Genomic DNA, 14625 nt, shown 5'->3' with positions numbered 1-14625 from the left:
TGCTTTCTCATATTTGGCCGTTTTACTTTTCAACCTGCTTTTGAGGCTGCCAAGGGAATCAATGGACCGGGTAAAGATATTCTTTGCGGCAATGGAGTCCACTTTCGCCAGCTTCCGCTGCAGCTTCTGCTCCTGCTTCAACATGCGGTTAAGGGCTTTGGATGTCCGTTTATCCAGCTGCTTTTCAAACTGCCTGCTTTTCTGACTTACCTGTGAAAGATATTTCTCCGGGACCTGCTGAACACGGGCTACAATGCTATCCTGGGCAAAACCGGGGAAGGATAATGCAAACAAAAAGAAGAAGGTTAATAGCGGGTTACGGGTCATTGACGATAGGTATGGAATAGGTGATAGTTCCACTAAAGTAATCAAATATCCCAAAAATCAAAGCAAAATTATCACTCTTCCATTACCTTCTTCTTTTTCCCTTTTACTTTCTTTGACACTTTCTCTTCCTGAACAATATCCAGGTACATGAGACCGCTAATATGATGCAGGGTGCAGGACAAATAATATACACATTGCTCCCCAATGATAAAATCCAGTGTGATGGTATCTTTTGCGAGGCGCAGCTTTTTTTGCGGCGCGCCAAACAACGCCGTAAGGTCTGCTTCTGAAGAGGCCTTTGTTACAGGCAGTTGCAAGGCTTCCAGCACTCTGCCGGCCATCTCCGCATCTTCTTTCGTAAAATCGAGAGAAATGGCCCTTGTTGCTTCCGGTTCGGCCAGTAAACGAAGGCAGGTATTGAAGCCGGAAAGCTCCCCTACCCACAGTTCTCCCATAAACTCATAATTCTCTATCTCCCTGATATCAGCGCCTGCATAAAAGTCACTTAACCGGATCGTGTGAAAATCCTGGTATGTAATAATGTTCATAGGTCTTTGCTTGAAATTTTGTGGTAACAATGCAGCCCGGGAACCATGGGTAGTTGCCAGGGAAATGGAATATAAAGGGATTCATCCAGGGTTTTAAGCCGCATAGGTTTACACGGTTTTTCAACAACCGTTGCATAAATATATAGCTATTTCTTACATTTTTAAGTGCGCAGGAAAAATAATGATGATGAACAAGTTATGAAGCGTCCAAAAGTTATGTATTTAATTTATTCATTATGCAAATAAATAATTCGTAATGATGTAGCCGTCAAAAAAAAATGCCCGGCATCCGCCGGGCATCCTCAAAAATCTCAAAAATCTTAAAAATCATCGCCTCCCATGTTATCTCCTCCTTCATCATTCCCCCGCTTCCGCTTGAACAAATTCGTGTCCATTTTCCCGAACCGCCAGCTCACATTCAGCCGCAGCTCACGCGATACCCGCTTCCGGTAACGCTCGGATTCAGAGAAGGCCGTACGGGTATAGCTCAAATCACGGTCCCAGTTAAAGATATCATTCAACCCCAGCGACACAGAGAAATTCTTCTTCTTGAAAAAGTCCTTCTTCACCGCCACATCTATCTGGTACTCCGGCGCATCCTCGCCCTGCGGCTCGATGCGCTTGGATTCATATTCACCGGTCACCTGCAGCGTGAGGTTCCAGGGCAGCTTGGTATTACTGTTAATTTTGCCGAACCACACGAAACCGGAATTGCTAAGCGCACCGGCATCGATCTTCGTCTGCGCAAAGTTCACGTTGGTAGTCACGTCCCAGTTCTTCGTGAGCTGGTTGCGCATGGTCACTTCCAGGCCGTACGAATTACGGACGGATGCGTTGATCGGATATTCCAGCACCACCTTGCGCTCCTGACCGTCCAGGTTCAGCACCGTGTCCACAAAGAAATCCGTGATCGCGTTGGGCGTATTGCGGAAGTATACGGACGCCAGTATATTATGTTTCCGGTCAAAGTCTTTCAGGTAAGACAGCTCGAAGGAGTTGGTGAACTCCGGTTTCAGCGCGGGGTTACCACGTTCAGCGGAGTTCGCGTTGTATTCGATGTTCGGCAGCAGGTCGCGGAACCAGGGACGGCGGATACGGCGGCTGTAATTCAGCTGCATCTCATGATCGCCCTTGAACTTCTGCGTCAGGAACACACTCGGGAAAAGGCTGATAGGATAATCGATCTTGTAATTGGCATCCTTCACATTGCGCAGCTCTCCGCTGTAAAACGACTGCTCCGCACGAAGACCGGTCTGGAACCCGAAATTCCCGAATGCTCCCGTATAGCTGACATACGCCGCATTGATCTGTTCCGTATAGTGGTAGTCGTTAGACAGCGCGGAATCGTACAGGAATGCGCCGCTGTCAAAATCCCGGCCATAAGTGCTCAATACGTTGTTGAATGTACGCGAGTTGGTGCGCAGCCCGGCTTCCAGCTTGGAGGTTTCAGACAGCGGGTTCACGAAGTCGATCTGGCCGGTCATATACGACGTGTTGCCGTTGCCGTTAGCATAGCGCAGTTCCGGCTGTATCGGGGAATTGATCGGCTGGTGCTGCATGTCGTAATATTGCAGGCTGTAGTCGTCGCGGTTCTCGCTGTTGGCGCGGTTGTAGGTGAAATCCGCCGTCAGCTCGCGGCCTTCCTTCGCAAAGGTGCGCTTGTAGCCGATCTGCGAAGTATAGTTACGGAACTTGCGTTTGCTGTCGTTGCGGCCGGAGGCGTAGCGGACGCGGTTCTGATGAATATCCAGGTCGTAGATCGTTTGTTCGTTCATGTTATTGAAATCACCGCCTACAATGCCCTGGGATATGGTGATGGTGTTCCGGTTATCAATGAACCAGTCGAAACCAACGCGGCCGGACTGGAACTTGCGGCCGAAATCGCCATCCTGGTACTGGTCCATGTAAGTAGTGGTATCGTCATCGATGTTCTTGCGGAACATATGTGTTTTCATCGGTGACTTACGGTCGCGGAGATTGTAATTCACGAAGAAATTGATCTTTCCCTGGCGCAGGTTCAGATCTATTCCGGCGTTGGTGCTTTCGGTGGTGGAGATGCCGGCGGTGATCAGACCGTTGAGGCCCGCGCGGCGGTTCTTTTTCAGTACGATGTTCAGAATGCCGCTCATGCCTTCCGCATCGTATTTGGCGGAGGGATTGGTCACCACTTCCACCGAGGCGATAGCGTCGGCGGGTATCTGGTCCAGCGTAAGCGTGCTGGGGCGGCCGTCGATGAAAATGGTGGGGCTGCCGTTCCTTACCGAAACATTCCCGTCAATGTCCACATTCACAGAAGGCACCTGCCGCAAAACGTCCGTAGCAGTGCCTCCGACACTGGCCAGGTTCTTGTCCACATTGAACACCCGTTTATCGATCTCCATCGTAAAAGCGGGCTTCTCTCCCACTACTTCCACTTCGTTCAGCGCGGTAGCGGCGGATTTCAGCCGGATGTTGCCCACGTCCGTAGTGCGTTTCACCGCAACGGCCTGAAAGTGGGTCTGATAGCCAATGAAATATATTTTCAGAATGTAATTACCTGGCTTGAGCTGCCGGAAATCGAAATCCCCGTTGGGTTTGGACAGCATGCCCGTCAAAACCGTTGAATCGGGGTTCAGTAATGCGACAGATGCGTATTCTACCGGTTTGCCCGTCTTATCGTCCAGTAACTTTCCTAACAAAGCAGCCTGGGACTCTCCCTGCTGCTGTTGCTGCGCCTGCACGTGGATACTGTTTCCCATGATCCATCCTAGCAACAAAATGACAATTTTCCTCATGATTTACTTTACACAATTGATGTTCAATGCGGTTAAAAGTAAACATTAATGCTCAGGGTATGATAATTAATGGATGGATGGTTAAACGGCTGGTATTATAACAAAATTAACGGGCGGGAGGTTACGGCTGAAAGCCAAAAACGCTTAAATTAATCCGCTATTTAAAACTTTTGCCCTGAAAAAACACTCACTTTTTTGTTAGCGGCTTTTCTTATACAGACGGTCGCCGTTCAGAATGCCGTTTTATGATGAAGCCACCGATAATGACGCCGGCAGCAAAACGATCCGTTTAAAAAATATAGCTTTGATAACCACCGCTGAAAAATAAATTTGGAAATACTGAACACCGTTCATTATATTTGCATCGTAAAGTAAATAATTCAACATGGGCATTTCTGACAGGAAAGAAAGGGAGAAGCAGGAAATGAAACGGCTGATCATTGACGCCGCAACGCACATGTTCCTTGAAGAGGGATATGAAAAAACCTCCATCCGCAACATCGCAGATAAAATTGAATATAGTCCGGGTACGATCTACCTTTACTACAAGGACAAAGACGAGCTGCTGCACGAAGTACAGCGCGAAGCTTTCCGCAGGCTGCTGGAAGCATTCGAGGAAAAGGCGCCGAGCAGGAATCCCTGGAAGCGGCTGGAACAGATCACGCAGACCTATATTCAATTCGGGCACGAACAGCCAGAGCTGTACGACCTGATGTTCATCATCCGCGCACCGATGAACAAAGTGGAGGACCAGGGCTGGCTGAACGGAAAAGGCTGCTTCTCTTATCTGATGGATTGCGTGCAGGAATGCGTGTCTAAAAAGCTGATCCGGTTCTCCGATCCGCGGGCAGCGGCCCTCTCCGTATGGTCCATGTGCCACGGGTTTGTATCCCTGAATATACGCTGCAGGATGAAAATACTGGAAATGGACGAAGCAGGCGTAGAAAAGCTCATAGCAGCCACCGTGCAGGAATACCTGCGTATGATCAAAGCATAGTATTAATAACAATCACGGATATACGGTATCTCTGGTTGTTTTTTTTCGCCAGTTTACTAAACGATGTTCATTATGTTACCAAGGATCATTATTCTAGTTGTGTTTACAAACATTACTCTGTATAGCCGGGCGCAGCAAAGCGTGCTGGACGGCTATATCCGGGAAGCCTTCACCCGCAATGAAGCCGTAAAGCGGCAAAACTTCCAGCTGGAAAAAAGCATGTACGCGCTGAAGGAAGCCAAAGCATTTTTTATGCCGCAGGCCAGCTTGCTCAGCAGCTACACCAAAGCCAGCGGCGGGCGTACGATCGACATTCCGCTGGGAGACCTGATGAACGGTGTGTACGCAACGCTCAACGAACTGACCAACAGCCATCAGTTCCCGCAGCTCGAAAACCAGTCCGTTCTCCTGACGCCGGACAACTTTTACGACGCCAAGGTCCGCACCTCCCTCCCGCTCATCAACACGGAAATATGGTACGCGAAAAAGATCCGGCAGGAAGACATTACCCGGCAGCAGGCCATTCTCTATGTGTATAAACGGCAACTGGTGAAAGACATCAAAACGGCCTACTATCAATACTCCCAGGCAACAAACGCCGTGGCCGTCTATCAAAACGCCCTGGACCTGGTAAAGGAGAACATCCGCGTGAACCAGAGCATGCTGAAGAACGGCATCCGCAACAGCACCTCCCTGACCCGCGCACAGGCGGAAGGACAGCGTACGGAAGCCGCGCTCACCCAGGCCATGAACGGACAACGGAATGCACAGGCTTATTTCAACTTCCTGCTGAACCGTCCCGCGCAGGATTCCATCCGGGTGAACGGCGCCACCATGCAGGAACCGGCGGCTATCACTCCAACGGATATACGTTCAAGGGAAGAGCTGGTACAACTGGAAAAAAACCGCAACATGGCATTGCTTCAGCAGAAGATGCAGCATGCGGCGTTTATACCCAAAGTCAATACCTTTCTCGATCTCGGCTCACAGGGCTTCAACTTCGCGTTCAACTCCGCCACCCGCTACTACATCTGGGGCCTCAACCTGCAGTGGGACCTCTTTACCGGCGGGCAGCGGCGTTACCGCACCAAACAGGCGGAAGCGGATGCGTCCATTGCACAGACCGCATATGATGAAACCCTGCAGGGCATGGCGCTGGAGCTGACCCGCGCTACCAACGATTACAACACCGCCCGTTCCAATTTTTCCAGCGCGCAAACGCAGTTGCAGCTTTCCGAAAAATATTACCGCGATCAGTTAAAGGTTTACAAGGAAGGCCAGCTCCTTTACATCGAGCTGCTGGATGCGCAAAACCAGCTGACGAACGCACGGCTGCAACTGCTGCAGGCATCCGCCGCGGTGCAGATATCTGCCGCCGAAATCGAACGTGCGCAAGCCGGTTATCCATTATAAAACATTCAATAAAACAGATATGAAAACGAATTCTTGCTATGCTTCCCTGTTGCTGCTGGCGCTGTCCGCCATGATCAGCGCATGCGGCGCCGGTTCCGCGGCTTCTGAAATACCCGCGCAGGCCGCCATTCCTGTAAAGCTCCTGCCACTGGATGCACACGCGCATCAGGCCGCTATCCCCGTGTCCGGCGCCTTTACAACAGACGATGAGGTGCTGCTCTCTTTCAAAACCGGCGGCATCATCCAGCGTATCCTGGTGCGGGAAGGCGATGCGATCCGGCAGGGACAGACCGTCGCCACCCTGAACCCCGTGGAAGTAGACGCACAGGTGCAGCAGGCGCAGCTGGCCTTCGAAAAAGCGCAACGCGATCTTCAACGCGCGACCAATTTGTATAACGACAGCGTGGCTACGCTCGAACAGCTGCAGAATGCGCAAACCGCGAAAGACATGGCGCAGCAGCAATTGCGCACCGCGCAGTTCAACCGCAATCACAGCGTGATCACCGCTCCCCGCAACGGTTACGTGCTGCGCAAGCTGGCGGCGGAAGGACAGCTGGTGCAGGCCGGCACGCCCGTACTGCAGACCAACGGCGCACAATCCGGCAACTGGCTGCTGCGCACCAGCGTGAGCAACCGGGAATGGGCCGCCATCGGCCCGCGGGACACGGCAGCGGTGGAAGTGGAATCCGTTCCGGGCAGAACTTTCCGGGGCTTTGTGTCCCGCCGCTCCGAAGGAATAGACCCGGCTACCGGGGCTTTTACGATCGATATCAAGCTGACCGGTGAAAAGCCCGCCAATATTGCCTTCGGGATGTTCGGCAAGGCGGTGGTGCACGTTCGCCCCCAAACAACGGAACAGGCCGGCACCTGGCAAATCCCCTACGATGCGCTGCTGGACGGCAACGGCAGCTCCGGGTATGTATTCATTACCAACGACGGAAAAACTGCGAAGAAAATAAAAGTGACGGTAGCCGGCATGGAAAAGGATCATGTCATCATCAGCGAAGGGCTCGCCAACGCCCGCCAGCTCATTATTTCAGGCAGCGCCTACCTGACGGACAGCAGCAGCATTCACGTCATTCCATAACGGCTTAAATAATGAATCAATGAAAATATCAGCATACGCGGTAAAGAACTACCAGTTCACCCTCGTCATCTTCATCATGATCATCGCGCTCGGCATCACCACCATCCTCAACATGCCGCGCTCCGAAGACCCGGAAATGCACGCCCCCACCTACTCGGTGATCGTCGTATACCCCGGCACCAGCCCGAAAGACATGGAAGAACTGGTGGTAGACCCGCTGGAAAAAGAGATATACGGACTGGAAAACATCCTCCGCATCCGCACCCAGATCAACGACGGCCTCGCCATTATGCGCGTGGAATACAAATACAGCAGCGACGTTGACGAAAAATACCAGGAACTCGTGCGCGTGGTCAACAACAAACGCCGCGACCTCCCGCCTGATAACATGAACATCGAAATACGGAAGTTCCAGCCCTCGGATGTGAATGTGCTGCAGATAGCCCTGATCTCCGAAAACGCACCGCGGGACAGACTGAAGTTCTACGCCGAGGAGCTGCAGGAGCAACTGGAAAGGCTCGCCCCGCTGAAGAAAGTAGACATCTTCGGATTACCGGAGCAACAGGTGCGCATTGAGCTGAACCTGGAAAAAATGGCGCAGATGAACCTCCCCGTCAACAACGTGATCAGCAGCCTGCAGAATGAAACGCTCAGCATCCCCGGCGGCAGGATCGACGCGGGTAACAGGACCTTCAACATCAAGACCAGCGGCAACTTCCATTCACTCGCCGAGATCAGCAACACCATCGTGTATACCGGCAACGGGCGCAACATCTACCTGAAAGATATCGCGAAGGTCTACTACGGCTATGCGGACGAAACCTACCTGACACGGCTAAACGGATACCGCTGCGTATTTGTGGCCGCCGCGCAAAAAGAAGGCGAAAACATCAGCAAAACGCAGCAAAGCTACAAGCCGGTCATCGAGGCTTTCAAAAAGACCCTGCCGGCAAACATAGACATGGTGCAGCATTTCGACCAGGCAGAAAATGTGAACCGGCGCCTCGGCAGCCTTGGCCTCGATTTTATCATCGCCATCCTGCTGGTGGCGGTTACCTTGCTGCCACTGGGTTTCCGGCAGGCCGTGATCGTGATGATCTCCATTCCGCTTTCACTCGCCATCGGCATCATCCTCTTGCAACTCTTCGGCTATAACCTCAACCAGCTCAGCATTGTAGGGCTCGTAGTGGCGTTGGGGTTATTGGTGGATGACAGCATTGTGGTGGTGGAAAATATAGAACGATGGATGCTTCAGGGCCACAGCGCCCTGGAAGCCACGCTGAAAGCCACCAAGCAGATCGGCATGGCGGTAGTGGGCTGCACGGTGACGCTCATCATCGCCTTCATGCCGCTGGTGTTCATGCCCGAAGGCTCCGGCGATTTCATCCGCAGCCTGCCGCTGGCGGTGATCTTCTGCGTACTCGCATCCATGGTCGTTTCCCTGACCATCATTCCCTTCCTCACCAGCAAACTGCTGAAAGCGCATACCGGGCACCCGGACGGCAACATCTTCATGCGCGCGCTGAAAAGGCTCATCAGCGGCAGCTATGCGCGGCTGCTGGACAAAGCCCTGCAACGCCCCGCGCTGACCATTACCGCCACCGTGATCATCTTCGCGGCCTCCATGTACGTGTTCCGGATCATCGGCTTCAGCCTGTTCCCGCCGTCTGAAAAACCGCAGTTCCTGGTCAATATCACCGCCCCGCCGCAATCCAGCATCAGTTATACCAACAACATCACAAAAGAGATTGAAAAAGCGCTGCGGCAGGAGCCCGCCGTGAAATATTTCGCCGCCAACGTCGGGAAAGGCAACCCGCGCATCTATTACAATGTAGTGCAGGAAAGCGAACGCAGCGATTTTGCGCAGATCTTCGTGCAGCTGGACGAGCATACCAACCCGTCCGACAAGATCGCGCTGATAGAAAAGCTCCGCAAGGCATGGACGCCTTATCCCGGCGCCAAGGTGGAAGTGAAGAACTTTGAACAGGGCCCGCCGGTGGTTGCGCCGGTGGAAGTACGCCTCTTCGGCGATGACCTGGACACGCTGCGGCAACTCGCGGGACAAGTGGAGAACATGCTGCGGAAAACACAGGGCACCATGTACATCGACAACCCCGTCGATCTCCTGAAAAGCGACATCAAAGTAGCAATACAACCCGAAAAAGCGCAGCAGCTGGGCGTTCCGTTCGTGCAGGTAGACCGTACCGTGCGCCTCGCCGTGGCCGGTCTTACTTTGGGAAAGTACACGGACCATAACACGAACGACTACTCGATTTTGCTTACCCGCGAGCGCGATGGCAAACCCACGCTGGAAGCCTTCAACAACCTGTACGTGAACAACCTGCAGGGCAAGGCCGTTCCACTGTCGCAGGTAGCCGCGTTGAAAATGGAAACATCGCCGGTAAACATCAACCACCAGGAAAAGAGGCGCGTCGTGTCTGTGAAAGCGTTCCTGCAGCAGGGGTTCCTGGCTAACCGCGTGATTGCGGACGTGATCGGGAAAATGGACGGTATGCAGCTGCCTGCCGGGTATTCCTATGAAATGGGCGGTGAAGTGGAATCAGCGCAGCAATCTTTCGGGGGATTCCTCAGCATCATCATCGTAACGGTGTTCCTCTTCATTGCCGTGCTCATCCTGGAATTCCGCACTTTCAAAAGCACGCTGATCATCCTTTCCGTGATACCATTGGGTATTGTAGGCGCAGCTATTGCATTATGGCTGACCGGCAATTCACTGTCGTTCGTAGCGATCATCGGTTTAATTGCACTGGCCGGTATTGAAGTGAAGAACACGATACTGTTGGTGGATTTCACCAACCAGCTGCGGGAGCAGGGCAAAAGTCTGGATGAAGCCATCCGTGAGGCCGGCGAGGTACGCTTCCTGCCGATCGTGCTCACATCACTCACCGCCATCGGCGGCCTGATACCTATCGCCATCTCCAGCAATCCGCTGATAGCCCCGCTGGCGATAGTATTGATAGGCGGGCTGATCAGCTCTACCCTGCTTTCCAGGGTGGTTACGCCGGTAGTGTACAAGCTCATTCCGCCGAAGGTGCATGCCAACTAGGACAAAGAAAAGCCCTGCCACGAACGTGGCAGGGCTTCTTTTAACGGCCGGAACACGGGTCATTTACCCGGCTCCGTATGATATATCTTCTCTATCTCGTCCTTATATTTCTCCAGGATGGCCTTGCGTTTGAGGCTCAGCTTCGGCGTCATCTCACCCGTTTCCACGCCCCATTCATGCGGCATCAATACGAATTTCTTGATCTGCTCTACATGATTGAAAGTGCTGTTATAACGGTCTACCACCTTTTCATACATCGCTATTACTTCCGGTTGCTTCACCGCTTCTTCGTTGGTCGTAAAAGGAATATTGTTCTGGCTCATCCATCGTTTCAGCATGGCAAACGAAGGCACGATCAGGGCGGACACGAATTTCCTTTCATTGCCGACCACCATCAGCTGTTCAATGAACGGGCTTTCCTTGCATTTGTTTTCGATCGGCTGCGGCGCCACGTACTTGCCGCCGCTGGTCTTGAACAGCTCTTTCTTGCGGTCCGTGATCTTCAGGAACTTGCCGTTCACCAGCTGCCCGATATCTCCCGTATGCAGCCATCCATCGATCACCGTTTCCGCCGTGAGGTCCGGCCGCTTGAAATAACCTTTCATTACGGACGGCCCTTTTACGCAAATCTCCCCTTCTTCCGTGAACTTTAACTCCACTCCTTCTATCACAGGTCCAGTTGTGCCGAACATCGTTCCCCCGGGGGGATAGCGCCGGTTTACACTGATAACGGGACTGTTCTCCGTTGGCCCATACCCTTCATACACGGGTACCCTGGCGGCGTTGAAAATGCGCAGCAGGTTCTCCTGGCAGGCCGCGCCGCCGGTTACAATAAAAGTGATCCGCCCGCCAAGCGCTTCGCGCCATTTGGAAAAGATCAGCTTGTTGGCGATCGCCAGCTGCAGGTTATACCACAAGCCGCCGCTGATATTGTTATCATATTTCTTTCCGAGCGCCACGGCCCAGAAGAACAGGGAACGTTTGATGCCGGTCAGTTCATTGCCTTTGCTCATGATCTTCTCATACACTTTTTCCAGCAGCCGCGGAACGGTGGTAAAGCCATCCGGCCGCACTTCCCGCAGGTTGTCCGCGATCTTGTCCAGGCTCTCCGCATAATAAGTGCTGATGCCGCTGAACAGGTAGATGTAAGTGCACATCTTTTCAAAAATGTGATTCAGCGGCAGGAAGCTCAACACCTTCTGGTCCGGCGCATCGGGGAAAGGGAAACTTGCTTTGGAGAAGAACACATTGCTCACAATGTTGCGATGCGTGAGCATCACGCCTTTCGGTGTGCCCGTAGTGCCGGAAGTATAGATGATCGTAGCCACCTGCTCTTCACTGATCTTCGCCTTGTTCTCTTCCACCCGCTGCAGCAGCTCGTCCGTGGCGAGGTTTGTTACCTTGCTCCAATGGTCCGCCCCGGGAATTTCCTCGAAGGCGTAGATATGCTGCAGTGATGGAATATCTTTTTGCAGATCGCGGATCTTTTCCAGCAGTTCCGTGCTGCTGACGAACATATATTTTACCGCCGCATCGTTCAGTATGAATTTTATCTCGAGGGGATTGGTCGTGGGATACAGCGGCACCAATATGGCGCCTGTCTGCTGCACGGCAAGATCGGTAAACACCCATTCCGGTCGGTTATTGCTAATGATGCCGATCTTGTCAGCGCCCTCCGCGGTGCCGTCGTTCCCGCTAACGCCAAGGCTCAGCAGGCCGGCGCTGAGGCGATTCACGATCTCCTGTACCTCCTGCGTGCTGTAAGGCTTCCAAGCTCCGTTCACTTTAGACACCAGCATATCAGGCTTGGGAAAGTGTTGCAACTGATAACTTACCGCATCAAATAATCGTTTTGGCTGTTGATTCATCATACGTTAAAATAATAAAAAAGAACCAGATATAAGAAATTGTTCCGGCCTTGTAAGAATATCCGGCATTAACACCATCAACATTGATTTTCAATTATTTTATGCCTAATAGTCACCAAACAGCGCCAAGTTGTCACCCGATTTAGTCTTTTCCCCCGGCAATTCTTCGTACCTTTGTGCCGCTCAACTGATATCCAGTTTAACCCCGGAGTTGTTAATCTTACAGCAATAATTAATGAATAAAAAAATGGATGCACGTCAACCCGAGCCGTTGGCTGGTAGCCCGATTCTATCACATAAAACCTTGAACGCATGATTTTAGCTACAGACCTGGACGGAACATTTTTAGGAGGAAGCAATCACCACAAAGAACAGTTATACAGTATTATCCGCGAAAACGAAGATTTCCGGTTGATATTTGTAACAGGCCGCGGTGTTGAAAGCGTATTACCCCTGCTGAATGACCCCGTTATTCCCAGGCCTGACTACATTATCTGCGATGTTGGCGCCACCGTGCTGGATGGCCACACATTGGAACCCGTACAGCCGATCCAGAACAGCATCGAAACAAAATGGCCGGGTAAAGAACCGGTGATGAGATTACTCGAAGATGTGAAAGGCATCCGCCTGCAGGCAGTACCGCAGCAGCGCAGATGTTCTTTCTTTTATGATGACGACAGGATAAAGGAAAAAGTAGGCAGGCTGGAAAAAGAACTGGATTGCGACATTATTTTATCCGCCAACAAATTCCTGGACGTACTACCTGCCGGCGTGAACAAAGGCTCCACGCTGCAGCAGCTTTGCGACCTGTTAAGAGTGCCGGAGCAGGAAGTGCTCGTGGCCGGCGATACGCTGAACGACCTTTCCCTCTATGGTATCGGTTTTAAAGGCGTGGTAGTAGGCGAAGCGGAGCCCGCGCTCACAGAAGCCACCAACCGCCTGAACGGCGTATTCCACGCAGATTCCGCCGGTGCCGGCGGCATCCTGGAAGCACTCAACTTTTATGAGGATTTCAAATCCTTTTATCAAAAGAAAAGCGTGCCCAAAAAAGTCAGCAATGAATCTACACAGCTCGTCATGCTCTACCACCGATTCCCGTTTGAAACTGTGGAAGAGAATGGCAAGCTGATCAGGCGCGCGCCGAAAAGCCCGAACGGCATCCTCCCTACCCTGACGAACTTTTTCAAGACCAACCGCCCGGGATTGTGGATCGCCTGGCAGGAAAGACAGGAGAAAGATCAGCAAACAGAAAACTTTTATATCGATGAAGAACTTTACCCGAATTTGCAGGCCAGTCCGGTTTTAATGGACAAGGCCGATATCGACATCTTTTACAAGCTTTTCTCGAAGGAAGCCTTCTGGCCCGCCATCTTCTCCTTCATTGAGAAGGTGCAGTTCAATCACGAACACTGGGAACATTACCTGAAGATCAACAGGTTGTTCGCGGAAAAAGCAGCGGCGGAAGCAGAGCCCAACGCCATGGTGTGGATACACGATTACAATCTCTGGATGGTTCCCGGATACCTGCGCCAGCTGCGCCCCGACCTTACCATCGGCTTCTTCCACCATACCGCATTCCCCGCCGCCAATACGTTCAACATCATTCCCTGGCGCGCGGAGATCATCGGCAGCCTGCTGCAATGTGATTACATCAGCTTCCACATTCCCCGCTACGTGGAGAATTTTGTGGACGTGGTGAACAGCCTCATGCCGGTGAAAGTCACGGAAACCGTGAGCTGCGCTCCCCGCTTCCTGACTTACAGCACCGCGATGGGCATTGGCGCCATGACCCGCGAGATCGATACCGGCAGACGCAAGGTAAGGCTCGGCGCAAATCCTGTAGGCGTGCATGTGGACTATATCAAGGAGCTGATGCAGAAAGAAGAAACGCAACAGATGATCGCGGAGCTGAAGAAAAGCACCTCCGGCAAAAAAACGATCATCAGCATAGAACGCCTGGACTATGTGAAAGGCCCGCTGGAAAAGATCAAGGCATTCGGGCAATTCCTGGATGAACATCCCGCCCTGCACGGGAAAGTGGAGCTGATCAATATCTGCACCCCGCCCGCAAAAGGCATGAAGATATACGAACAGGTACAGCATGAACTGGAACAGGCCATCGGCCAGATCAACGGGCGCTATTCCCGCATCGACTGGGTGCCGATCCACTTCTTCTTCCGCTCCTTCAGCTTTGAAGAAGTGCTGGCTTACTATGCCATTTCAGATGTAGCATGGATCACGCCGCTGCGCGACGGGCTGAACCTGGTGGCAAAAGAATACATTGCCGTACAGGGACAGAACCCCGAATCAGAAGGCGCCCTCGTGCTCTCCGAATTTGCCGGTGCATCGGTGGAAATGCCCGACGCCATCCTCACCAATCCATACGACAATAAATCGATGATGGAAAGCCTGCTGCGGGCGTTGGTGATGAACAAACAGGAAAGACAGATCAGAATGCAAAGGCTGTATCAGAATGTCAGCCACTACAATATCGAGTTCTGGGCCGACGAGTTCATGGACGAATTAAAAAAATCCGGGGTTTAA

General features: G+C 52.3%; 8 protein-coding genes and 1 pseudogene. 5 read left to right on the top strand and 4 right to left on the bottom strand.

All coding sequences use genetic code 11. The features are described from left to right. The 3 genes and pseudogenes from CCY01nite_RS26435 to CCY01nite_RS26425 all read right to left on the bottom strand — a co-directional run. Positions 1–294 (bottom strand): annotated as a pseudogene (locus tag CCY01nite_RS26435) (hypothetical protein); the annotation flags it as partial. A gap of 104 nt (positions 295–398) precedes the next feature. Further along, on the bottom strand, positions 399–875 hold the full coding sequence (locus CCY01nite_RS26430; RefSeq protein ID WP_146867580.1) for a hypothetical protein: 477 nt from the start codon (positions 873–875) through the stop codon (positions 399–401). A gap of 320 nt (positions 876–1195) precedes the next feature. After that, on the bottom strand, positions 1196–3649 hold the full coding sequence (locus CCY01nite_RS26425) for a TonB-dependent receptor (RefSeq protein ID WP_146867579.1): 2454 nt from the start codon (positions 3647–3649) through the stop codon (positions 1196–1198). Positions 3650–4034: 385 nt separating this feature from the next. Between CCY01nite_RS26425 and CCY01nite_RS26420 the strand changes: the two genes are divergently transcribed. From CCY01nite_RS26420 to CCY01nite_RS26405, 4 genes are all read left to right on the top strand, one after another. Then, positions 4035–4646 (top strand): TetR/AcrR family transcriptional regulator, encoded by a 612-nt coding sequence (locus CCY01nite_RS26420; protein ID WP_146867578.1) that lies wholly within the window; start codon positions 4035–4037, stop codon positions 4644–4646. A 99-nt stretch (positions 4647–4745) separates the two neighbouring features. Then, positions 4746–6059 carry a TolC family protein gene (locus tag CCY01nite_RS26415; protein WP_186831288.1) on the top strand — a complete coding sequence of 438 codons (1314 nt, stop codon included), beginning with the start codon at positions 4746–4748 and terminating at the stop codon, positions 6057–6059. A gap of 19 nt (positions 6060–6078) precedes the next feature. After that, on the top strand, positions 6079–7146 hold the full coding sequence (locus tag CCY01nite_RS26410; protein ID WP_146867576.1) for an efflux RND transporter periplasmic adaptor subunit: 1068 nt from the start codon (positions 6079–6081) through the stop codon (positions 7144–7146). Between the two features lie 19 nt (positions 7147–7165). Next, a complete protein-coding gene (locus tag CCY01nite_RS26405) occupies positions 7166–10213 on the top strand; it encodes an efflux RND transporter permease subunit (protein WP_146867575.1) in 3048 nt (1015 codons plus the stop codon). A gap of 59 nt (positions 10214–10272) precedes the next feature. Here the strand turns inward: CCY01nite_RS26405 and CCY01nite_RS26400 are convergent, their stop codons facing one another. Beyond that, positions 10273–12012, bottom strand: a complete 1740-nt coding sequence (locus CCY01nite_RS26400; RefSeq protein WP_246130063.1) for an AMP-dependent synthetase/ligase — start codon at positions 12010–12012, stop codon at positions 10273–10275. 381 nt (positions 12013–12393) lie between these two features. Here CCY01nite_RS26400 and ggpS point away from each other — a divergent pair, with 381 nt between their 5' ends. After that, the gene (gene ggpS, locus CCY01nite_RS26395) at positions 12394–14625 is read left to right on the top strand and encodes a glucosylglycerol-phosphate synthase (protein ID WP_146867574.1); all 2232 of its coding nucleotides are present in this window, start codon (positions 12394–12396) and stop codon (positions 14623–14625) included.

It is taken from the genome of Chitinophaga cymbidii, from assembly GCF_007992715.1.
GTDB classification, from domain to species: Bacteria; Bacteroidota; Bacteroidia; order Chitinophagales; family Chitinophagaceae; genus Chitinophaga; species Chitinophaga cymbidii.
The sequence above is the reverse complement of the archived record's forward strand: the minus strand, read 5'-3'. Positions and strand labels throughout refer to the sequence as shown.